Origin of the sequence: Lysinibacillus sp. FSL M8-0216, assembly GCF_038595555.1 — a bacterium.
GTDB classification, from domain to species: domain Bacteria; phylum Bacillota; class Bacilli; order Bacillales_A; family Planococcaceae; genus Lysinibacillus; species Lysinibacillus fusiformis.
Genome location: NZ_CP152007.1, coordinates 4,380,916 through 4,402,785, shown reverse-complemented (window position 1 = coordinate 4,402,785; position 21,870 = coordinate 4,380,916). Strand labels below are relative to the sequence as shown.

The following is a 21,870-nucleotide window of genomic DNA, read 5'->3' as shown; positions in this document are numbered from 1 at the left end:
CTCCCTTTATTGTCTTTCGAAAGTATGAAAGCGTGTGCCCTGATACGTTAAAAGACCAATGTCACCCTCCACTAGCTGTCCAAAATTACGACCATTCACTTTAAATTCCTGACGCTCCCCATGTCGTTCTTCAAACGTTATGAAATAGGAAGTATATGCCGCAGAATTAGTAGAGCCTCCCCGAATATTTGTACGTTTTGACACAACCTTAGCGGGTACAGTTAAGGTTTGTGATTGGTTATTAATAGACCAAGTGACAATAGCTTTAATAAGGCTGAAGGCGATGCTACCAAAAACAATAAAAAAGACGATTGTAATAAAGCTCGATACAAATGTAATTTCGTTATCAAACCATAGCATGTAAAGTTCCCTCTTTCCTTAAAGTAAATCAATAACTAAAGGGGGCTTAATTCGACATCTACCACAATGTCAATCTCATCACTGATTAATACGCCACCTGTTTCTAGAATTGTATTGTAGACTAAATTAAAATCGCGGCGATCAATTTGTGTCTTTGCCTGAAAGCCATATACTTGTGCCCAAGGATTAACACCGTTTCCTGTATATACTGTTGTAAATACGATAGGCTTTGTTATGTTTTTAATCGTTAAATCCCCATGTATCAAAAAAGTTTTATCATTTTGTTTATCAATATATGTAGAGGTGAAAACTATTTTTGGATAGACGTCTGCATCAAAAAAATCTGGAGACACAAGGTGTACATCACGGTCATGATTTTTTGTGGAGACACTAGCCACGTCAATGGTAATAGAGATACTTGCATCCTGCATATGCTCAATATTGGCTGCAGCAATTTCAGCGTTGTACGATTCGAAAGTACCGTGAATTTTAGATATCATCATATGTCGTACAGAAAAACTAAGTGTGGAATGACTGATATCAATAGTGTATTTTTTCATTTAAAAACCCCCTAAAACAGCATTCTACAACGAATGATAAAGGAAACAAATACCATATTCAATGGGTTTTTCATAAATAGGAATGGATAATCACCAATAAAAGTGTAAACTGTGAACATTTACAAGACTTAAAATAAATAGTTAGTCATATTACTGATATCTAGGGCATTGTATTATTAGGAGGACGGACGGTTTAATGATGGAAGGTTCCACCGTAATTGAAAAAGACTGAATACTAAAGTTACTTTTTGTAATTAAGTATATAAAAGTATATTAATTATGTTATGTAAATAAGTTACTCTAAATTTACATTTCCTGCAATAATCGTTACAATAGTTACATAGAGGTGAAGAAATATGAATGAGACAACTTTATGTCCTCGTTTAGCTAAAGCAATGGATTTAATCGGAAAACGATGGACGGGTTTAATATTATATCAATTATTAGATGGACCACAGCGTTTTAATGAAATAGAGTCTGCATTACCTGTTAGTGGCCGTTTATTATCAGAACGTTTGAAGGAACTGGAAAAAGAAGGACTTGTTGAACGTAAAGTGTATTCTGAAGTCCCAGTACGAGTTGAATATTCATTAACGGATAAAGGGCAAGCACTAGAAGGCGCTATCCGTAATATTGAAACATGGGCAAGTAGCTGGCTTTAAAGTGAATGGCTTGTTCTTTAGGTAGTATTGTGCCAAAAACGACACTTGGAATGACTGTCAATTTTCTTTATAATATTCATCATCTCTGCACAGGACTTACCTGTCTTTTTATGTGAGATAAAAATACCCTTCATTTTACTTGTCAAATTGGGGTTCTAAATCCATACTGGTGTAGAGTAAGAAGGACGTTAGAAAGGAATTAGCTCTCATGACAAAACAACAATGGGCAAAGGATTTAGCGAAGAGCATTAATCCTGCCAATATTAAGTTAGATGAATCATTACAACAATATACAATGACAAAATTAGGTGGCAAAGCAGATGTTTTTGTTCTTCCTGATACAGAAGAAGAAGCAGCATTTGTAATACGCTATGCATATATAAATAATATTCCTTTATTAATGTTAGGTAACGGATCTAATATGGTTGTTCGTGATGGTGGTCATAGAGGAATCGTTGTAACATTTTCAAATTTAGATGAGATTCGTATTAATGGTGAACATGTTTATGCTCAAAGTGGTGCGCTAATTAAAGATGTGTCGAAGCTATCTGCTAAAGCATCTTTAACAGGCTTCGAGTTTGCCTGTGGTATCCCTGGATCAATTGGTGGTGCAATGGCTATGAACGCAGGTGCTTATGGCGGTGAGATTAAAGATATAATTATTTCATCTAAGGTGTTAACAAAAGAGGGAGAAATTTTAACCTTGTCAAAGGATGAGCTTGAACTTGGTTATCGTAAAAGCGTTATTGCGAAGAAAGGCTATTACGTGTTATCCTCTGAGTTCCAATTAGCTCCTGGCGAACAGGGGGAAATTGATGCGAAGATTGCTGACTTAACATTTCAGCGAGAATCTAAGCAACCATTAGAATATCCATCTGCGGGAAGTGTTTTTAAACGCCCACCAGGTCATTTTGCAGGTAAGCTTATTCAAGATAGTGGCTTGCAAGGCAAAGGAGTAGGCGGTGCAGAGGTCTCTACGAAGCACGCAGGTTTTATTGTCAATAAAGGAAATGCTACTGCTTCTGATTATATTGCAACTATTCAAATGGTACAGCGGATTGTGAAAGAAAAATTCGGTATTGAATTAGAAACAGAAGTTAAAATTGTTGGTGATGATCTATAATGTGACGCTCTTCGCTTGAGTCGAAGGGCGTTTTTTTAAGGAGTGAGTATGAGATGAAATTTATATCATGGAATGTTAATGGAATTAGGGCTTGCCTGGGGAAAGGCTTTCTAGATTTCTTTCATCAAATAGAGGCAGATTTTTTTTGTATCCAAGAAACTAAATGTCAGGCTGGACAAGTAGAGCTTGCACTAGATGATTATGAGCAATATTGGAACTATGCCCAAAAGAAAGGCTACTCTGGGACGGCTATATTTACAAAGCATACACCATTATCCGTTATGTATGGAGTTGGCGATGAAGATTCTCAGGATGAAGGTAGAATCATTACTTTAGAATATCAAAATTTCTATTTAGTAAATGTCTATACCCCCAATGCACAGCGAGATTTAGCGAGATTACCACTTCGACTAACTTGGGAAGAGCGTTTAGCCGGCTATTTACAAGACTTGAATAGTAAAAAGCCTGTTGTCTATTGTGGTGACTTAAATGTTGCACACACTGAAATAGATTTGAAAAATGCTAAATCGAATGTGGGAAATTCCGGATTTACATATGAGGAGCGTGCTAAATTTTCGGAGCTTTTAGCCAGTGGTTTTGTAGATTCTTTCAGATACAAGCATCCTAATGAAACTGACCATTTTACATGGTGGTCCTATATGAATAAAGTACGTGAACGAAATATTGGTTGGCGCATCGACTACTTTATTGTGTCGGAGCAATTAAAAAATCAGATTGATCAAGCGACTATTCACCCACACATTATGGGCAGCGATCATTGCCCTATTGAATTACAACTACATGTCTAGCATTAAAAATCGTATTTTCTATTGGAAATACGATTTTTTTGTCTTTGCAATAATACATAGAATGAATAAAAAAGGAGACTAATGAAAGGAAAGCCATTTATCTATAAATACGTTTTTTAACAATGCTCTGTAGCCTTCATATAGCCAATTGTTTATACTAGTCTAATAGCGAATGGTGACGAAATTTTGTATTTAAAGATGGATTTACTTACATAACGCACGAATATTTGCTATCGACAATCTTTTAAACCTTGTTTTAAGGATTTTAAGAGGTAGGAAGGAATATAGTGCACAGAGGGGGTAATGAGATGGAAAAGAGAAAGTTCAAATGGAGAAAGTGGCTTATCGTCCTTGCTGGGATCGTAGCGACTTTAGCTATCGTAGCTTTTATCGGATTAACATGGTTTATGAATAAATCTAAGCCGATAATTGATGGCGAATTAGCTGTCAATATTTTAGAGCAGGATGTGTCGGTTACAAGGGACGACAAAGGGGTTCCTCATATTTTTGCAAAGACAGATGCTGATTTATATCGTGCGCAAGGTTATGTTCAGGCACAAGATCGATTATTTCAAATGGATTTAGCACGAAGACAGGCGAGTGGTCGATTATCAGAAATTATTGGGGAAGCAACAATAAATACGGACAAACACTTTCGTACTTTTAGCTTACGCGATGCCGCTGAGAAATCACTCGCAGCCTATGATGAGGAAAGCAAGCAAGTACTAGAGTGGTATGCAGAAGGGGTAAATGCATTTATTGCACAAGCTAAGGAAAATAAAACTTTAAGCTATGAATTTTCATTATTGGGCTACGAGCCAGAGGAATGGACAGTTGTGGATTCTTTAACGATTGGGAAGTATATGGCATATGATTTGGGAGGGAATTGGAATACACTTGCCTTCCGTCATTGGGCTTTACAAAATTTTGATGAAGAAAAGGCCAAGGAATTATTTATTAAATATCCTGAAAATGCTTCATCTATTATTGAGGCAAATATTAAAAACCCTGTAGCGGTAGCAGGACAATTTAATGCAGATCTACTGCCTAATGAATTTAACGGCAGTAATAACTGGGTTGTTTCTGGTGATAAAACTAAATCAGGTACACCTATTTTGGCGGACGATCCTCACCTAGGATTGAGTACTCCATCAATTTGGTATCAGATGCATCTGCAATCTCCACAACAAAATGTTAGTGGTGTTATTTTTGCAGGAATTCCAGGTATTATTTTAGGTCATAATGATGATATAGCATGGGGTGTGACGAATGTTGGCCCGGATGTGCAGGATTTATATATTGAAATACCTAATCCAGATAATCCAACACAATACCGCTACGATGGAAAATGGGAGCAAGCCGAGGTACGTGATGAATCTATTAAGGTGAAGGACGGAGAAACTGTAGATTTTGATGTGGTGGTGACACGCCATGGTCCGATTATGACGGATCTAGCATTCAAAGATACCAAGCCAACTGCACAATTTTCAATGCAGTGGACAGCGCTTCAATCAACTGCAGAATTACGTGCAGTAATTGGTTTTAATAAGGCGGAATCTTGGGATGACTTTGAAAAAGCTTTAGAAGACTTTAAGGCACCTGCGCAGAACTTCGTTTTTGCCTCAAAGGATGGCACAATTGCTTATAAAGCAAATGGTCAAATTCCTATTCGTAAGCAAGGTGATGGTCAATTGCCAGTTCCAGGTGATTCTAGTGATTATGGTTGGGATGGTTTTATTCCATGGGATGAGCTGCCAACAGTAGTGAATCCAGAGGAAGGCTTTATTGCTACCGCCAATAATCAAGTCGTAGGAGAGGAATATCCTTATCACATTACAGATTTCTGGGCTCAGCCTTACCGTTTTGAACGAATTAAAGAAGTACTTGAGGCGAATGATTCGATAACGGTAGAAGATATGATGAACTTGCAAATGGATCAACATAATCTCTATGCTAGGGAATTTCTTCCTAGTTTATTAACATCTATGAAAGCGCAAGATCAGGATGGTACGTACACAGAGATTATTGCCATGCTGGAGAATTGGGATATGGTGGATGCTAAGGAATCAGGTGCACCACTCGTATTCCATACGCTTATGACCAAATTACAGGAAGTATTGTTTAAAGATCAAATGCCTGCAGATATGTATGACATCATGCATGGTAAATTTAATATTACAGACCAGCTTTTACGCACAGCCTATGCAGGGGGCAAGAGTATTTGGATAGAGGAGCAAGGTGGAGTTGATGCAACAGTTTACAAGGCACTAGAGCTTACCATTGCACAATTAGAAGATCAATTTGGTAAAAATGCATCCAAGTGGCAATGGGGAGATTTCCACCAGCTCACTTTTGATCATACGTTAGGTAGTGCTTCTCCAATTTTAGCTGCCTATTTTAATGCTAAAAAGGTTCCAATTGGAGGATCCAAAGTGACGGTACAGGCTGCTGATAATGATCTTTCTGGTAATGTGGATCATGGTGCTTCTTGGCGTTTTGTTGTGGATGTGGGTGATTTAACTTCTGGCTATCATATTGTTGGACCTGGTCAAAGTGGTCATGTAAAGTCTGATTGGTACCAAGATCAAGTACTCGATTGGGCAGATGGTGATTATCATCGAACTTTTGTAAAACAGGAAGATATTAAAGGTAAAACATTAAAATTAAAAGCGAAGTAACAAAAATGATTAGCGTACTTTTTAAAGTACGTTAATTTTTTTTACTAGGATATAAATCACAACATTCAAATATTCATTTGAATAAGATGGAATAATATGTTACATTGAATACAATCAAACGAATATTTGAATGAGGTGAGGAACAATGCCAAAAGAAATTTGTGAGGTGACGCAAGTACATGAAGAAGCAGTCACTAAGGTACAACAACAAATGCCTGATCTATCAGGGGTAGCAAAGTTTTTAAAAGCATTATCTGATGAAACAAGGCTTAAAATCGCCTTTGCTTTAACGGTAGAGGATGAATTATGTGTTTGTGATGTAGCATCGATTATTGGCTCGTCAGTCGCAACAGCATCACATCATTTACGTTACTTAAAAGATAATAATTTAGCAAAGTCACACCGCAAAGGGAAGCAAATGTATTACTCTTTAGCGGATGAGCATGTATTTCAAATTGTAACAATTGCCTATGAACATGCGAAAGAGGGGATTGCGAATGGTAGCGACGCCAACTAAACAAGAATACAGATTGCAAAATCTTTCCTGTGCTAGCTGTGCAGCGAAGTTTGAGAAAAATGTAAAGGCTATTCCTGAGGTGGAGGATGCACAAGTCAACTTTGGTGCTTCTAAAATAACGGTAGTCGGCAACATTAGTGTGAATCAAATTGAAGAAGCAGGTGCCTTTGATGGGATCAAGGTGTCGCAATCAGCAGTGAGAACAGTTGAAAAATCTACACCTTTTTACCGTAAAAAAGAGAATATTTTGGCAGGGATATCTTTGTTCTTTGTCATTCTAGGCTATTTATTTGTTTCTATGCAGGGAGAAACAAACCCGATTCCAATAGCCATGTTCATCATAGCTATTCTTGTAGGGGGAATTGGTATTTTTAAAACGGGCTTCCGTAATTTAGCTCGCTTTGAATTTGATATGAAGACCCTTATGACAATCGCTATTATTGGAGCTGCTATTATTGGGGAATGGGAAGAAGCGGCAGTTGTAGTCTTTTTATTTGCCGTAAGTGAAGCACTTGAAGCTTACTCTATGGATAAGGCAAGACAATCGATTCGAGGGTTAATGGATATCGCTCCACCGACAGCTATCATTAAAAGAGCGCATGGCGAGCATTTTCATGAGCTTGAACTGCCGACAGAAGATATCGAGATAGGGGATATTTTACTTGTAAAGCCTGGGCAAAAGATTGCGATGGATGGCATTGTCATTAGCGGGCTATCTGCAGTGAATCAAGCAGCTATAACAGGTGAGTCCATTCCAGTGAATAAAACAGTGAATGATGAAGTATTCGCAGGTACATTAAATGAAGAGGGTGCGCTTGAGGTTCGCGTGACAAAGCGAGTAGAAGACACAACAATTGCTAAGATCATTCATCTTGTAGAAGAGGCGCAGGCAGAGAAAGCACCTTCTCAGCAATTTGTAGATCGCTTTGCGAAGTATTACACACCAGCTATTATCATTGTTGCTTTTTTAGTAGCTGTTATTCCACCTTTATTTATAGGAGATTGGCAGCACTGGATTTACCAAGGCTTAGCAGTGTTAGTAGTAGGATGTCCTTGTGCACTCGTTGTTTCTACACCGGTGGCTATTGTTACTGCGATTGGGAATGCTGCAAGACAAGGTGTCCTTATTAAAGGCGGAATTCATTTAGAACAATTAGGACATATTGAAGCGGTAGCCTTTGATAAAACAGGTACATTAACCGAAGGACAGCCAGCTGTTACGGATATAGTGACAATGGATGGTTGGTCAGAGGAATATGTATTACAGCTAGTGGCAGCAGTAGAAAAACAGTCCCAGCACCCTTTGGCAAAAGCTATATTAAATAGATTACACGATAAAAATTTACCTGAGCTAGTGCCTACAGAATTCCAATCAGTCACAGGCAAAGGAGCCTTTGCAACAGTTGATCAGCAGATTATTTACGTAGGTAGCATGAAATGGGTGTCCACATTAGCCTTTATCGATAAAAATATAGAAAATCAGGTTAAAAAGCTACAGGAACAGGGTAAGACAGTAGTAGCAGCAGTTTCGAAAAGCCAACTCATTGGATTAATTGGGATTGCTGATCAATTGCGTCATGAAAGTAAGGATGTCTTACAAAAACTTAATGCCCTAAAAGTAAAACATATGGTGATGTTAACAGGTGATGCAGAGCCTACTGCTAAGGCCATTGCTACATCATTACAGGTAACAGATGTGCGTGCTGGTTTATTACCAGAGGAAAAATTAATGGCGATTAAAGATTTACGTGCACAGTTTGGAGCCGTAGCAATGGTTGGGGATGGCGTAAATGATGCGCCAGCATTGGCCACTGCAAATGTGGGAATTGCAATGGGGGGAGCAGGCACAGATGCAGCTCTCGAGACAGCCGATATTGCCTTAATGGGTGACGATTTAACAAAGCTTCCATACACAATTGGATTAAGCAGAAAAACACTACGCATTATTAAGGAAAATATTATTTTTGCCCTAGCCTTAAAATTAATTGCGTTGCTGCTAGTTATCCCAGGATGGCTAACGTTATGGATAGCAATTTTTGCAGATATGGGCGCAACCCTATTAGTTGTTTTTAATTCATTAAGACTAATAAAAGCAAAAAAATAGTAGGTAAGATGTGATTTGATAGGAAAAAGCAGGAGATTAATCTTACTTTGACACTACTAATTTTGTGCGAATAGATGCTACTAGTGATTCTTGAAAAAGTACTTTTTAAAAGCTATTATAGTTTCAGGAGTAATGTAACCATTCAATATAAAATGAGGCGAAAGTTTGAATAAGTCAGATCCTATTTTAGTAAATGTTACAGAAGAGATTGTGCGTGGTTTAGTAAGCTTTTTACTACGAGGACCGGAATATCAAACATTTTGTAAATGCGAAATCTGTGAACTCGACACGGTGGCACTTACACTAAATGCATTGCCGAGTAAGTATGTTACATCTATGGAAGCTAGAGACGAGGCATTTAAGGAAATGAATACTCCTGAAAGTATTGAGCGCATCAACAAAGAGATTATTCACGCGTTACATGTGGTAAATAAGTATCCTCGACACAAAGTGGAGCCTACTTCTTAAATGAAGAGGCTCTTTTTAAGTTGTACAGGTCGTGATTTTCTGGCATATGTATTTTCAGTTAACTTTTAAGCCAAGCTTGTAGTAAACTAGAGAGTAAGAAAAGGAAAGAGAGGGAAAAGGATATGCCAACACCTAGTATGGAGGACCATATCGAACAAATTTATTTACTAATCGCTAACAAAGGATATGCGCGAGTGTCTGACATTGCTGAAGCATTATCTGTTCTTCCTTCTTCTGTTACAAAAATGGTTCAAAAATTAGATAAAGATGGTTATTTAGTTTATGAAAAATACCGTGGACTGACATTGACGCCGAAAGGTGAAAAGCTAGGAAAGCGTCTTGTGCAGCGCCATGAATTGCTCGAGCAGTTTTTACGAATGATTGGTGTGGATGAAGAGCGTATATATAATGATGTTGAAGGAATTGAGCATCATTTAAGTTGGAATTCAATCGATCGTATAGCGGATCTTGTGCAAGTAATGGAAGAGAATCCAGACATCGTGAAAAAATTAGAGGCATCAAAGACACAGCACAATCTATAAAATGATAGTGTGGAGGAAAGGGAGACAATATGGACGCATTAAAATCAGGTGAAGTCGTTACATTAACGGTATTAGAGCAACAAACATCAAAATGGATTTTAACAAATGGAGTTGAAGAACTACCTTTAAATGCTTCAGAGGTAACAGAGCCGCTAACAGTAGGTGACCGCCTTGAAGTATTTTTATTTGTAGATCGACGAGGGGATTTAGCTGCTACAACAGCAATCCCAGCTTTTACACAAGGAGAATACGGTTGGGCGAAAGTGCTAAAAGTAGTAGAACGTGAAGGGGCTTATGTAGATATTGGTTCCTCTCGAGAAGTGTTAGTTAAAGCAGAGGATTTACCACCATTAAAAGACGTATGGCCGGTTCCAGGTGATCATTTATTTATGACACTACGCACAGATCGTAACGGTGATTTATTTGGACGATTAGCAACGGAAGAAAAGATTTTGGAGTTATATGAAGGTGCATTTGAAGATTTGCATAATAAAAACATTCAGGCACGCCCATACCGTTTGTTACCAGTTGGCTCGTTTTTATTAGGTGTAGAACATCCATATCGTATTTTTGTGCATGAATCAGAGCGTAATGCAGAGCCACGCTTAGGACAAGATGTAGTAGTTCGAATTATTGATGTAAAAGAAGATGGCTCCATGAACGGTTCTCTTTTACCGAGAAAACATGAGCGCCTTTCCGATGATGCGCAGCAAATTTTGAGCTATCTACAGGATGTTGGGGGCAAAATGCCATTTGGCGATAAATCCTCTCCTGAAGAAGTTCAAGAAATGTTTCATATGAGTAAGGGTGCCTTTAAACGTGCCTTAGGAACATTGATGAAAGCTGGTAAAGTGAAGCAACAGGACGGCTGGACTGAAGAAGTCTAGTGGACGATTAATTAAATTAAGTAATAGCGACAAGAGACATCCTTGAAACCTTCTCTGCTTTTTTACGTACTAATAACTGTATAGTGGTATACATTATACAGGCTAATTATGAGGTTTTATCGAAAGGGGTCACACGATTTGAAAAAAACTTGGATGAAAATACTAACAGCTACTATGTTGGTATTTGGTGTGATGGCACCAGCGACAGGGTTTGCATCTGATAATACGCCTCCGAAAGCAATTGATGAAAAGTTAGGCGTTCCAATCGTTGTATATGGAGCAAATTTATCTGAAGCTGAAAAAGAGTCAGTAAAAAAATCATTAAAAGTCAATGGAGAACCTGAAATCGAAGAAATAACGGTATCAGGTCAGGATCTAGTTAAATACATTAAAGATAGTAATTCAAGTTCCCGCATGTATTCTTCTGCTAAAATTACACGAAGAGATGTAGGGGAAGGTCTAGTAATAGAAATTGTCACACCAACAAATATTACACAGGTGACATCAGAAATGTACGCGAATGCAATGTTAACGGCGGGGATTGAAGATGCTACAGTACAGGTGGCTGCACCTAAGGCGGTAACAGGGCATTCGGCGTTAGTTGGTATTTACAAGGCATACGAGGTTACTACAGGTGAAACGCTTGATATTGAACGAACAGATGTAGCAAATGAGGAGTTATCGGTTGCAACATCTATTGCTGAATCTGCCGGTGTGGATGATGCAAAGGTAGCTGAATTACTAACAGAAATTAAAAAGCAAATTGCTGAATTAAAGCCAGCTACACGTGAAGAAGTTGAAAAGATCGTTCAAGAGCAATTAAACAAGCTTGACATCAATTTAAGTGAAAAGGACCGTCAATTGCTCGTAGATTTAATGGATAAAATCAGTAAGCTGGATATTGATTTCAGTAAATGGTCTGAACAATTAAACGATATTAGTAATACGATTCAAGAAAAGTTCGGCTCTCTTATGGAAGATAAAGGATTTTGGGAGAGTGTGAAAAGCTTCTTTGCTAATTTAAAAGATACTATATCTTCTTGGTTTAACTAACAATGAATAATAAAAGAATCTGTCATACTCATCTACTAGAATGAGTGGACAGATTCTTTTTGTTTAGAACAGTCGCAAGTTTTGTGAAAATCCAAAAGGCTATGGTACTATGAATAAAAGGAGTGGTGAGAAATGGAATTTCAATTACAGCAATTAGCAGGAAATAAATTTGCATTTTTGAATGAGCAAGCAGGGGAAAGACTTGCAGAAATTACTTGGCAACAAAACGGGCAAGTAATGGTAATGGATCACACATATGTATCAGATAAGCTCCGAGGTCAAGGGGTGGCCAAACAATTGCTTGATCAGGCAGCACAGTATGCGCGTGAACATGGCTATAAGATGGAAGCAGTTTGTTCCTATGTAGTTGCGGCCTTTGCCAAATCAGATGCTTATAATGATGTAAAACGATAAAATAAAGGCAATCTGCTTATAAGGTAAGCGGATTGCCTTTTAATTGCTAAGATAACTCATTCAAGTAGCTCCTTACAGAAGTATCACACCATAAATTAGTACGGTTAAAAGGCCTGCCCCACCTACTAATGAAGCCATGTCTATCCAATCATACGCTAAATCGAAATCCTTCATCATAATCACTCTCCTATTTTTAGTATTAATTCATTAATTCCCTTTACTTGCCTATTATAATCATAAAAAATTACATAATTATGATAAATGTAGAAAATTGAGCTGAATGTTAATAGAAGAATGGTTAGTACGGCGGATATGTAGGCAAGTATATTTCTTATTCTTATATATATGCAGATAGAGATAAAAAAATAAATGTTTATTCTTCTAAGAATAGGGAAAAACTATAGTACAGAGCTAGTTTCTATATTTTTAGGAGGTAATAAATTATGGCTAAACGAAAAGGAACAGGTGTTGTCATTGCAGGATTAGCGGGATTAGCAGCATCTTATTTAAGTAAAAAAGAGAACCGTGATAAAGCACTATCGATGTTTAATAATATGAAATCAAGATTAGAATCTTATCTGACAACAGGTCCTGATATGCACGACAATATTGCAGAACGCGTATCAACAGAGGTGGCAACAGAGGCTGGTACTTCTCCAACGAAGATTGCATCAAATGAAATGGTCGCTGAAGGTGGAGGACATACTGGTGTCCACTTCTATAATGAGGAAATTCAAGATAAGGAAAAATAATGACAAAACCTTCTCATCTATGCATGAGAAGGTCTTTTGTGTGGGAGTAGTATTACTCCAGCAAATATTAATAATACAATTCCCGTAAAGATAAAGCCGCTGATCACTCCAAGTGATAGCCATCCTAACAAGGAAGAACCTAATACTACACCAAGAGAGAAGAATGCATAGAAATAACCATATGCTTTTCCTCGTATTTCAGCCGTTGTAGAATCGATTAAAAGTGAATTGACGGAAGGGAAAAGGAATCCAAACCCAACCCCATAACATGCCATTGCTAGATAAAGCAAAGAGCTAGAATCGGCTTGGCTTATTAATAATTGGCTTAATCCCATTAATCCAATACCGAGTGACAATGTTTTTAGAGGGTTAACCTTATCAAAGATACGATTAGTTGGTAATAAAAAAACAAGTACAGCGATAATACCAAATGTGCTCATCAATGTGCCACTTAAACGAGAGTCAAAGCCTAGAGATTGAACTTTGAGCGGTAGAAGATATGCAATTACACCTTGTGAAAACATTAAGAAAAAGGCTCCTGAAAATGCCTTTAATGTTCCTGTATTATTAAAAAATACACTTATCGGAATATATGTACTTGGTGCCGCTTTTTCTTTTTTTACTTGATTTGCTCTTAGTAAAAAGAAAGAAAGAATCCCTAATAAAAGCATAAAGCTTGCAGTAATATTAAAAACAAATGGGACACTTGTCCGGCTTGCTAGAATACCACTAAAAGCAGGGCCAATAATAGCAGCAATACCAACAAATGCGCCAGAAATAGCACTACCCTTACCTCTTTTTTCTTGCTCAGTAGCGTTTGCTAAAAATGTAAAGGCGGCAGGGACAATGAAGCCTGCAACAAGTCCATGAATAAAACGGACTACTAAAAGCGCAATAGGCTCCTCTACTAAGTTATAAAGTGTTAATGATAAACCTGTTGTTAAGAGACCAACGATGAGTATGATAAAAGGTCCTTTGCGATCCGTTAAAAAGCCTGAAATTATATTACCAAATGTATTGGATAACGAATACATACCTACTGCAAGACCTGTAAGGAATGCTGATGCTCCTAAAGACTCAGCATATGTACTCATAACAGGTAGCTGGGTAAATAGGTCGAAAAAAGAAAAGAAAATAATTACATAAATAAATTTTTTCATAGCTCCTCCCATGAATTAGAACAAATTAGTAAGTTAGTTGCATATATTCCTATTATAACATTTCCAATAAAAAAGAACGCCCAATAAGTTTTCACTTAGTAGGCGTCCTGAAAATTGAAGATTAAGCTTTTGAAACTTCTTTTTTCATTGTTTTGTTTTTAGCAAGATTTACATGCCAAGAAAGTGCTTCCTCTAAAAGGTGAGGCGTTTGATGGCTACCAGTTGCTTTGACAGCACGGTTGTAGTAATCCCATAATTGCTCTTTATAATCTGGGTGTGCACAGTTTTCAATAATTAAAGGTACACGTTCTTTTGGTGCAAGACCACGTAAGTCAGCGATACCTTGTTCTGTTACGATAACATCTACATCATGCTCAGTATGATCAACGTGAGATACCATTGGCACGATAGAAGAAATTGCTCCACCTTTTGCGTATGATTTTGTAACAAAAATACCAAGGCGTGCGTTACGAGCGAAGTCTCCTGAACCACCGATACCGTTCATCATACGAGTACCAGAGACATGCGTTGAGTTTACGTTACCATAGATATCTAACTCAAGAGCTGTGTTGATTGAGATTAGACCCAAACGACGGATAAGCTCAGGGTGGTTAGAAATTTCTTGTGGACGTAAGCAAATTTTATCAGCATATTTTTCTAAATTGCCATATACTTTTTGCTGTAATTCTTCAGTCAGTGTAATTGAAGTTGCAGCGGCAAATTTAACCTTACCTGCATCGATTAAGTTAAATACTGCATCTTGAAGTACTTCTGATGCCACGATTAAATCTTCAAATTCTGAATCTGCAAAGCCATCAAGTACAGCGTTTGCAACAGAACCAACACCAGATTGTAATGGCATTAATTGTTTGGTTAAACGACCTGCTTTAATTTCATTGCTAAAGAAGTCTAATAAAATGTTTGCCATAGTTTGTGTTTCTTCATCTGGAGGTACGATTAATGAAGGAGCATCTGGCTCTTCAGAAATAACAATTGCTTTAATTTTAGCTGGATCCACTTTAATACCGATATCACCAATTCGTTGCATAGCGTCTGTCATTGGAATAGCTTCACGCTTACCTTGTTCACCAGGTACATAAATATCATGGATGCCGATTAAAGCTTCTGGATGTGAGATGTTTAACTCGATAATAATATTTTCTGCATATTCTGCAAAGATAGGTGAGTTACCTACAGAGTTTGTTGGAATGATTAACCCATCTTCAGTAATAGCAACCGCTTCAAGAATTAAATACTTAATTGGTCCGATAATTCCTTGGCGCACTAGCTCAGCATTATGAGAAAGGTGAGCATCTACATATAAAACATCACCAGAGTTAATTAAATTACGGATACCAGCGTCTCCTTGGAATGGTCCACGTTTACGAATGGCACCAGCTTCTGCTAAGTACTTATCCACTTCTGGTCCTAATGATGCACCTGTATATACATCAATTTTGAATTCTTCATTTTTTGCTCGCTCAACTAAAGCCATTGGCACAACTTTTGCGTCCCCAGCACGAGTAAAACCACTCATCCCAACTACATCACCATTAGAAATAAGCGCTGCTGCTTCTTCAGCAGTGACAATTTTACTCTCAAGCTCTTTTAAACCTAGGCGTTTTTGAACATTTGCATCCATAAAAAAATCCTCCCCTAAATAATTTTGATGGAAACCGATTACAAAACTAGAAAAAACATTTGAGAATTTTCTGTTTATTCAGTTGTAGTATGACTCCAACCATTTGAATAATACTATCACCAAATTGTCACAATTACTTTATGAATAGCATTAAATTGAGTAAAAAAAGGAAAATCGAGCATTAAGATGATTTTTCGACAGAGAAAACGTTTTATTGTAGAGCTGTATAAATATAGGTAATTTCTACATAAAAACTATGCAAAAATTGTTAATAGGGGACATGAGGGGATCTATTTCGGATTAAAAAAATACAGCGAACAATCCACATAGATTGCTCGCTGTATTTAAAATTAGAAACCTAAAGAACGGCGGAAATAGCTTGCATAGCGTTGGCTAACAGGGATACGAGTACCGTCTTTCATAATTAATAAAAACGTTGAGTGAGAATCTGGTTGAATTTCATCGATGTAGTCAATGTTAACGATGTAAGAGCGGTGACAACGAATAAATGAATCAGGTGCTAAAAATAGCTCTAAATCACTTAGGTTTAAACGGTGATAACCTTCACGAGACATTGTTTTAACAAATGTTTTACGGAGTTGTGTTTCTAAATAAATCACTTGATCATGCTTAATTGGGTACCAGCAATCATCGATTTTAATGGTAATGTAGTTTGTTAAGAATGCTGATGGTTTTTGCGGGAAGATAGCAGTAATAGCTCCTTTAGTTTCGCCTTCCTCCATTAAAGGAATACTCATACCGTAATAAGCTACACCGAAAACATCAGGTTCGATGTACGAGCTAATTTTTTGACCATAGCTTAGGGCTTTGTGAGCCGCTGAACCTTCTTTAATAGGGTCGCCAGGTTTAATTTTTAAATCAACCTTTTTACTTGGCTGGTAATACAAATACTCATTGGTATCAGAGATAGCAATGGAAGTATTCTCGGGAAAGAATTCCTTAATAATCTCCATAATTTCTTCTATTTGTTTTGGTTCCACTTTAAACACCTCGTCTAAACTTTTAAAAATAGTATTATCATCTATTTTACTACATAATCATATAAATTATATAGAGAAGATTTAGGAATAAAATAGAAAAATGTCGATTGACTCATTAGAATGGTGAAATTTGTCTTGTATAATTTGTAAATACATTTAGATAATGACTAAAATATTTTAATACGTATATGGTAAAATTTAATTGTTAGGAATAAGTTTACAAGGTTTCTACTATGGCTATGTGATAAATTAGAACTAGAGTAGCAATTAAAATGTGGTTGAAAGGAAATCGCAGAATATGGTAAAATTCACTGTATAGTCTATTTTCTTGTGTTCTGGTGTTTAAGTTAGGTTATTTATAAGGTAGTTTTTTTAAAAAAATGTGAAATAGGACTCAGTTCTTAAGATAAATTAATAAATACTATTTTCTTATTTTTTATTCACTGGGATTGATGTCAAATATTGTAATGCAGTTCGTGCACTCTGAGGAAAGATGGGGAAGATTATGCAACTACATCAACATTCTATGTCAGAAACGATTTCCAAAAGATACTTCCAAGAAATCGATAATATAAATCAATATATCGGCGTCGAAGAATTTTTTAATATTGAGTCGAAATTAATTTTTGAAATTTACCATTTAGAATCCACCAAAGCGAAAAAATCTTTACATGAATTAATTGATATTCTTTCAATTCGTTTTGGGAAGCAGGTCATTAAAATTGTTCGAGGTTATTTTTCCGTTTTGTCTTCGATCGTTGCTCGAAAATTGCTAGACAATCAAGTACCTTCAAAAAAGGCATTTGCTTTCAATATTGCTTGTAATGATATGATCGAAAACCAAATGAAAGACGCAGAATTTTTGCAATTTGCCGATGATTTAATTGATTTCTTTGTTTATTTTATTGCAGATCGCAAACAACCGACTTTCCGACATCAAACTGTCAACAAAGTGATCATGTATATAAATGATGAATTAGAAAATGATTTAACTGTGGAAAGTATAGCTAATAATTTCCACATAAGTACTAGTCACTTATCACGTATTTTTAGAGAACATGTAGGTATTACATTAGTTGAATACTTAAATGTTCGACGTGTAGAAGAGTCACAATACTACTTACGACATACCAACAAAAGTATCACATCTATATCTGATCAATTCCATTTCTGTAACCAAAGTTATTTTACACGTATTTTCAAAAAGTATACTGGTGTTACGCCGAAGCATTTTAGAGATGAGCTTCATCATGAATTTTACCGATTTGAAATGGCTGAGACAGAATTACAAAATGCATAGCTTTTGAGCATAGAAAAATATGAGGTGCAGAGGTGTTAGCTATACTGCTATAGCTCGCACCTTTTTTTATGAAAATAACAAACATAAATAGTAGCACTTGCTATTTGATAAAGATAGACCCTATAAGGTATACTTCACAGTAGTTGATAAATTATAGTAGGTGGAAAAATGAAAAATTTGAAACTATTTTCAATGCTTGGGCTGGCTGTTTTTGTACTTAGTGGCTGTCAAGCAGTGCAAAACAAAGAAGGTTTTTTCTATAGTATCTTTGTAAAACCTATGGAATTTTTATTGGAATTTTTCGGGAACAATATCTTTGCAGGCAGTTATGGTTTAGCAATCATTGCGATTACTGTTCTAATCCGTTTAGTCTTAATGCCAATTATGTTGAAAAATTATCGTCAACAACAATTGATGAAAACAAAAATGGATGCATTCAAGCCTGAAATGGAAGCAGTTCAGAAGAAAATGAAAGAAGCTAAGACAAAAGAAGAGCAAACGCAATATCAACAAGAAATGATGGCTCTCTATCAAAAGCATGGCATTAATCCATTAAACATGGGATGCTTACCAATGTTAATTCAAATGCCGATTATTATGGGTCTTTATTTCTCAATTTTATATTCAACAGATGTGAAGTCACATGAGTTTTTATGGTTTAGCTTAGGGTCACCTGATATCGTCATGACGATTGTAGCGGGTATTGTGTACCTCGTTCAGGCACGAGTATCATTATGGACTGTACCTGAGCAGCAAAAGGCTCAAATGAAAATGTTTATTTATATTTCACCAATTATGATTGTCTTTATTTCGATGTCATCTATGGCAGCATTACCTTTGTATTGGTCTGTCAGTGGTGCGTTGTTAATTCTACAAACATATATTGGGCGAAAGTACTATTCGCAACATCCAGAAAAAGCAAAATAATTTATTCATGTCGAGGCGCCTCTGTTGCCTCGATTTTTTTAGGGGGACAACATGATGAACAGAAAATGGCTATCATCCATTTTAGTCGCTATTTTTAGTATTGCGGCACTTGTATTTATTATTATAGGGAAATTTAATTTTGCTGTACTTGCAATGACAATTATGTTTGCCATGTCAAATGGCTTTAGAGCAAAAAGTTTTGAAGAACAAGGATATGGAAAAGAAGCAAAATGGATGAAGTATATGGCGATATTTTTTGCGTTAGCTTCAATCATCGTATTCATCATTATTCTTACAGACTAATATTTACAAAATAACAGGTGAATTTCACACCTGAAAATGTGAACAGTGCTAAAATGAGATTATATCAATCAAGTAATAAAATAAGATAAGTATTTACAGAGGGAGGACCTACTCTTTTCGTATGTGCTATTTTTAAAAGGGGCATAAATAGTGAAAAACAATCGTCTTTTGCTCATCATGGGTGCTTTGATTTCTGTTGCGTTAATCGTATCTATTTTTGTAGTTTACAACTATAAAAATAATCAAGTAAATAGTGCATCTAATGAGCAACCAAAATCTACAGAAACAAATAAATCAACAGACCAAGATTCTTCTACAACAGAGAAGACAGACACTACACCTGAAACACCTGAAAAGCCAGAGCAGCAACCAGACGAAAATGGCTATCTGCCTAATCAAACTTTACCTACCGAACCAACGTATATAAAAGGCATTCTGCTAGCAAATAAAATTTATCCGCTTCCTTCTACCTTTGCACCTGAGGAAAATCCAGAAGCAAGACAAGCGCTCAATCAAATGCTAGAGGCTGCCAAGCAACAAGGGTTTGATTTAGTTGCTTTTAGCGGTTATCGTTCTTTTGAATATCAAACAACACTTTATAACAACTATGTTAATCGTGATGGACAAGAGGCGGCAGATCGATACAGTGCTCGTCCAGGCTATTCAGAACACCAAACAGGCTTAGCGTTTGATATAGGAGAGCGTGGAAAAGAAGATGTATGGCTGACAGAGGAATTTGGAGAAACACCAGCAGGGCAGTGGTTATTTGCACACGCTCAAGAGTATGGGTTTATTCTACGATTCCCTCAAAACAAAGAGGAAATTACAGGCTATATGTATGAGTCTTGGCATTATCGTTATGTTGGTAAGGATGTAGCTAAAGAAATTGCTAAGCAAAGCATTACGCTAGAAGAATATTTAGGCGTGAAATAAGAAAAAGGAAGAGATGCGGTTCTACACGAACAAGCTCTCTTCCTTTTTCATTTTATAAGATAGGAGTTAATAACCGAGATATTGATTCTTTAAATTTGATCAATGATGAACGGTTTTGGTACATCTCCCACGTCAGCTCTGTACAATCAAAAATATCCTTTTCAAACAGCTCCGCCAGCTGATGCGAAATGTTGGCATCATAGATAAAGGCATTCACCTCGAAATTTAAGCTAAAGCTTCGAACATCGATATTAGCTGTACCAACAGTGGAAGCCTCATCATCGATAATGATAGCTTTGGCATGAATAAAGCCCTTTTCATAGATATATACTTTTGCTCCTGCACGAAGCAGCTGTCCAACATAGGAATATGTAGCCCAATAAACAAACATGTGATCTGGCTTGTTAGGGATCATAATACGTACATCGATACCGGACAAAGTCGCAATTTTAATGGCATCTAAGAAGCTTACATCGGGAATAAAATAAGGCGTTTGAATATAGATATACTTTTGGGCCATATTTATCAGCTTTAAGTAACCAATCTTAATTTGCTCCCAATCGGAGTCAGGTCCGCTTGATACAATTTGTAAACCAACATCACCTTTTTTCGGGATAGCAGGGAAGTAGCGGTCCGAGTAACCCATCTTTTGCTGGGAGCTTGCTTGATTCCAATCTAATAAAAAGCGTGTTTGGAGTGGATGTACAGCACTACCTTCAATACGTAAATGTGTATCTCTCCAATACCCAAACTTTTTTTGTAAGCCTAAATATTCATCCCCAACATTAAAACCTCCGATATAGCCAATACGGCCATCAATGACAACGATTTTTCGGTGATTTCTAAAATTTAAACGGGGATTAAGTAGTGGGAAGATGGAAGGGAAGAAGACTTCTACCTCGCCTCCGGCATTAAGCAATTCTTTGAAATGACGTTTCTTCACATTACGTGAGCCCATCTCATCATAGAGGAGGCGTACTTTGACACCTTGCTGCGCCTTTTTAATTAGTGCTTGAACGATTCGTGTTCCTAAATCATCAAGACGGAAGATATAGTATTGAATATGGATATGGTCCTTAGCCGCTTCAATATCTTTAAGGAGCTGTTCAAATTTATTGGCCCCATCATCAAAAATATCTAGATGATTGTCCTGCGTTAAAACGGCATTGTTTGTTCTAAGGTGCATGTAAATCATCTCTTGATAATTCTCTGCATTTGAAATACGAAACTCAAATGTTTCATTACGAATGGCATCCATTTGATAGTTGATGAGCGTATCGATACCGATATCTTTACGCCCTTCCCAACGGAATAAATGTTTTTTTCGTAACTGTCTTCCAAGTAATAGATACAAAATAAACCCAGCTAATGGTATGAAAAATAGGACGAGAATCCATGCCCATGTAGATGTAGCATCTTTACGTTCTAAAAAAATGATAGTCATGGCTAATAAAATATTAAAAAATAAAGTAAAAGGAACTAAGTATTCTATATCTGTAAAAATGCTCATTCCTACACCTGCCTTTACTATTGATAATAACATACTTAGTATAGCCTACTTCAAATGAGGAAAGAAGATTTTAAATAGCTAGTTAGCATAGAAAAGGATTATCTCTATGATTTACTAGAGATAATCCGAATTGCTTGATAATCATTCTATCGTAGCCATGATCTA

The 21,870-nt window shown here is 36.7% G+C and carries 22 protein-coding genes; 16 read left to right on the top strand and 6 right to left on the bottom strand.

Annotated elements, in window-relative coordinates:
- Positions 1-6: 6 nt before the first annotated feature.
- Both MKX57_RS21865 and MKX57_RS21860 read right to left on the bottom strand, forming a co-directional pair.
- A complete protein-coding gene (locus MKX57_RS21865) occupies positions 7-360 on the bottom strand; it encodes a DUF2500 domain-containing protein (RefSeq protein ID WP_089985775.1) in 354 nt (117 codons plus the stop codon).
- Between the two features lie 35 nt (positions 361-395).
- A complete protein-coding gene (locus MKX57_RS21860) occupies positions 396-920 on the bottom strand; it encodes a YceI family protein (RefSeq protein WP_008177127.1) in 525 nt (174 codons plus the stop codon).
- A 356-nt stretch (positions 921-1,276) separates the two neighbouring features.
- On the opposite strand from MKX57_RS21860, the gene MKX57_RS21855 reads away from it, so the two are divergent.
- The 12 genes from MKX57_RS21855 (at position 1,277) to MKX57_RS21800 (ending at position 12,929) form a co-directional block, all read left to right on the top strand.
- Complete coding sequence (locus MKX57_RS21855) at positions 1,277-1,582, top strand: helix-turn-helix domain-containing protein (protein WP_004231981.1); 306 nt, start codon at positions 1,277-1,279, stop codon at positions 1,580-1,582.
- Positions 1,583-1,790: 208 nt separating this feature from the next.
- Positions 1,791-2,705 carry a UDP-N-acetylmuramate dehydrogenase gene (gene murB, locus MKX57_RS21850; protein WP_008177120.1) on the top strand — a complete coding sequence of 305 codons (915 nt, stop codon included), beginning with the start codon at positions 1,791-1,793 and terminating at the stop codon, positions 2,703-2,705.
- Between the two features lie 53 nt (positions 2,706-2,758).
- Entirely contained in the window at positions 2,759-3,514 is a 756-nt protein-coding gene (locus MKX57_RS21845) for an exodeoxyribonuclease III (protein ID WP_342550604.1), read from the top strand.
- Between the two features lie 308 nt (positions 3,515-3,822).
- Positions 3,823-6,192, top strand: a complete 2,370-nt coding sequence (locus tag MKX57_RS21840) for a penicillin acylase family protein (RefSeq protein WP_342550603.1) — start codon at positions 3,823-3,825, stop codon at positions 6,190-6,192.
- Between the two features lie 145 nt (positions 6,193-6,337).
- Positions 6,338-6,709, top strand: coding sequence for a metalloregulator ArsR/SmtB family transcription factor (locus tag MKX57_RS21835; protein WP_008177117.1), 372 nt, complete (start codon positions 6,338-6,340; stop codon positions 6,707-6,709).
- Positions 6,690-8,813, top strand: coding sequence for a heavy metal translocating P-type ATPase (locus MKX57_RS21830; RefSeq protein ID WP_008177115.1), 2,124 nt, complete (start codon positions 6,690-6,692; stop codon positions 8,811-8,813). Before MKX57_RS21835 ends, MKX57_RS21830 begins: the two co-directional genes overlap by 20 nt.
- Before the next feature lie 165 nt (positions 8,814-8,978).
- Positions 8,979-9,281, top strand: a complete 303-nt coding sequence (locus tag MKX57_RS21825; RefSeq protein WP_008177114.1) for a late competence development ComFB family protein — start codon at positions 8,979-8,981, stop codon at positions 9,279-9,281.
- 122 nt (positions 9,282-9,403) lie between these two features.
- A complete protein-coding gene (mntR, locus tag MKX57_RS21820; protein ID WP_008177112.1) occupies positions 9,404-9,823 on the top strand; it encodes a transcriptional regulator MntR in 420 nt (139 codons plus the stop codon).
- A gap of 29 nt (positions 9,824-9,852) precedes the next feature.
- The gene (locus tag MKX57_RS21815) at positions 9,853-10,710 is read left to right on the top strand and encodes a S1-like domain-containing RNA-binding protein (protein ID WP_342550602.1); all 858 of its coding nucleotides are present in this window, start codon (positions 9,853-9,855) and stop codon (positions 10,708-10,710) included.
- Between the two features lie 138 nt (positions 10,711-10,848).
- Positions 10,849-11,763 carry a DUF1002 domain-containing protein gene (locus MKX57_RS21810; protein ID WP_342550601.1) on the top strand — a complete coding sequence of 305 codons (915 nt, stop codon included), beginning with the start codon at positions 10,849-10,851 and terminating at the stop codon, positions 11,761-11,763.
- Between the two features lie 132 nt (positions 11,764-11,895).
- Positions 11,896-12,177 carry a GNAT family N-acetyltransferase gene (locus MKX57_RS21805; protein ID WP_008177108.1) on the top strand — a complete coding sequence of 94 codons (282 nt, stop codon included), beginning with the start codon at positions 11,896-11,898 and terminating at the stop codon, positions 12,175-12,177.
- 443 nt (positions 12,178-12,620) lie between these two features.
- Entirely contained in the window at positions 12,621-12,929 is a 309-nt protein-coding gene (locus tag MKX57_RS21800; protein ID WP_008177106.1) for a hypothetical protein, read from the top strand.
- A 17-nt stretch (positions 12,930-12,946) separates the two neighbouring features.
- On the opposite strand, the gene MKX57_RS21795 is transcribed toward MKX57_RS21800, so the two are convergent.
- The 3 genes from MKX57_RS21795 to MKX57_RS21785 form a co-directional block, all read right to left on the bottom strand.
- On the bottom strand, positions 12,947-14,089 hold the full coding sequence (locus MKX57_RS21795; protein WP_107922306.1) for an MFS transporter: 1,143 nt from the start codon (positions 14,087-14,089) through the stop codon (positions 12,947-12,949).
- Positions 14,090-14,210: 121 nt separating this feature from the next.
- Complete coding sequence (locus tag MKX57_RS21790) at positions 14,211-15,731, bottom strand: succinate CoA transferase (protein WP_342550600.1); 1,521 nt, start codon at positions 15,729-15,731, stop codon at positions 14,211-14,213.
- A 350-nt stretch (positions 15,732-16,081) separates the two neighbouring features.
- Positions 16,082-16,732, bottom strand: coding sequence for a LytTR family DNA-binding domain-containing protein (locus MKX57_RS21785; RefSeq protein WP_008177095.1), 651 nt, complete (start codon positions 16,730-16,732; stop codon positions 16,082-16,084).
- 505 nt (positions 16,733-17,237) lie between these two features.
- Between MKX57_RS21785 and MKX57_RS21780 the strand changes: the two genes are divergently transcribed.
- The 4 genes from MKX57_RS21780 (at position 17,238) to MKX57_RS21765 (ending at position 20,195) form a co-directional block, all read left to right on the top strand.
- A complete protein-coding gene (locus MKX57_RS21780; RefSeq protein WP_025114261.1) occupies positions 17,238-18,032 on the top strand; it encodes a helix-turn-helix transcriptional regulator in 795 nt (264 codons plus the stop codon).
- A 168-nt stretch (positions 18,033-18,200) separates the two neighbouring features.
- Positions 18,201-18,959 carry a membrane protein insertase YidC gene (yidC, locus tag MKX57_RS21775; protein ID WP_008177090.1) on the top strand — a complete coding sequence of 253 codons (759 nt, stop codon included), beginning with the start codon at positions 18,201-18,203 and terminating at the stop codon, positions 18,957-18,959.
- Positions 18,960-19,010: 51 nt separating this feature from the next.
- Positions 19,011-19,262, top strand: a complete 252-nt coding sequence (locus tag MKX57_RS21770) for a hypothetical protein (RefSeq protein ID WP_008177088.1) — start codon at positions 19,011-19,013, stop codon at positions 19,260-19,262.
- Between the two features lie 150 nt (positions 19,263-19,412).
- Positions 19,413-20,195, top strand: a complete 783-nt coding sequence (locus tag MKX57_RS21765) for a M15 family metallopeptidase (protein ID WP_043990250.1) — start codon at positions 19,413-19,415, stop codon at positions 20,193-20,195.
- A gap of 52 nt (positions 20,196-20,247) precedes the next feature.
- Here the strand turns inward: MKX57_RS21765 and cls are convergent, their stop codons facing one another.
- Complete coding sequence (gene cls, locus MKX57_RS21760) at positions 20,248-21,705, bottom strand: cardiolipin synthase (RefSeq protein WP_043990258.1); 1,458 nt, start codon at positions 21,703-21,705, stop codon at positions 20,248-20,250.
- Positions 21,706-21,870: the final 165 nt, after the last annotated feature.

Bases quoted from the DNA above. Each gene is read 5' to 3' on its own strand.
- MKX57_RS21865 (WP_089985775.1), bottom strand. From the start codon at position 360: ATGCTATGGTTTGATAACGAAATTACATTTGTATCGAGCTTTATTACA.
- MKX57_RS21860 (WP_008177127.1), bottom strand. From the start codon at position 920: ATGAAAAAATACACTATTGATATCAGTCATTCCACACTTAGTTTTTCT.
- MKX57_RS21855 (WP_004231981.1), top strand. From the start codon at position 1,277: ATGAATGAGACAACTTTATGTCCTCGTTTAGCTAAAGCAATGGATTTA.
- murB (WP_008177120.1), top strand. From the start codon at position 1,791: ATGACAAAACAACAATGGGCAAAGGATTTAGCGAAGAGCATTAATCCT.
- MKX57_RS21845 (WP_342550604.1), top strand. From the start codon at position 2,759: ATGAAATTTATATCATGGAATGTTAATGGAATTAGGGCTTGCCTGGGG.
- MKX57_RS21840 (WP_342550603.1), top strand. From the start codon at position 3,823: ATGGAAAAGAGAAAGTTCAAATGGAGAAAGTGGCTTATCGTCCTTGCT.
- MKX57_RS21835 (WP_008177117.1), top strand. From the start codon at position 6,338: ATGCCAAAAGAAATTTGTGAGGTGACGCAAGTACATGAAGAAGCAGTC.
- MKX57_RS21830 (WP_008177115.1), top strand. From the start codon at position 6,690: ATGGTAGCGACGCCAACTAAACAAGAATACAGATTGCAAAATCTTTCC.
- mntR (WP_008177112.1), top strand. From the start codon at position 9,404: ATGCCAACACCTAGTATGGAGGACCATATCGAACAAATTTATTTACTA.
- MKX57_RS21815 (WP_342550602.1), top strand. From the start codon at position 9,853: ATGGACGCATTAAAATCAGGTGAAGTCGTTACATTAACGGTATTAGAG.
- MKX57_RS21805 (WP_008177108.1), top strand. From the start codon at position 11,896: ATGGAATTTCAATTACAGCAATTAGCAGGAAATAAATTTGCATTTTTG.
- MKX57_RS21800 (WP_008177106.1), top strand. From the start codon at position 12,621: ATGGCTAAACGAAAAGGAACAGGTGTTGTCATTGCAGGATTAGCGGGA.
- MKX57_RS21795 (WP_107922306.1), bottom strand. From the start codon at position 14,089: ATGAAAAAATTTATTTATGTAATTATTTTCTTTTCTTTTTTCGACCTA.
- MKX57_RS21790 (WP_342550600.1), bottom strand. From the start codon at position 15,731: ATGGATGCAAATGTTCAAAAACGCCTAGGTTTAAAAGAGCTTGAGAGT.
- MKX57_RS21780 (WP_025114261.1), top strand. From the start codon at position 17,238: ATGCAACTACATCAACATTCTATGTCAGAAACGATTTCCAAAAGATAC.
- yidC (WP_008177090.1), top strand. From the start codon at position 18,201: ATGAAAAATTTGAAACTATTTTCAATGCTTGGGCTGGCTGTTTTTGTA.
- MKX57_RS21770 (WP_008177088.1), top strand. From the start codon at position 19,011: ATGATGAACAGAAAATGGCTATCATCCATTTTAGTCGCTATTTTTAGT.
- cls (WP_043990258.1), bottom strand. From the start codon at position 21,705: ATGAGCATTTTTACAGATATAGAATACTTAGTTCCTTTTACTTTATTT.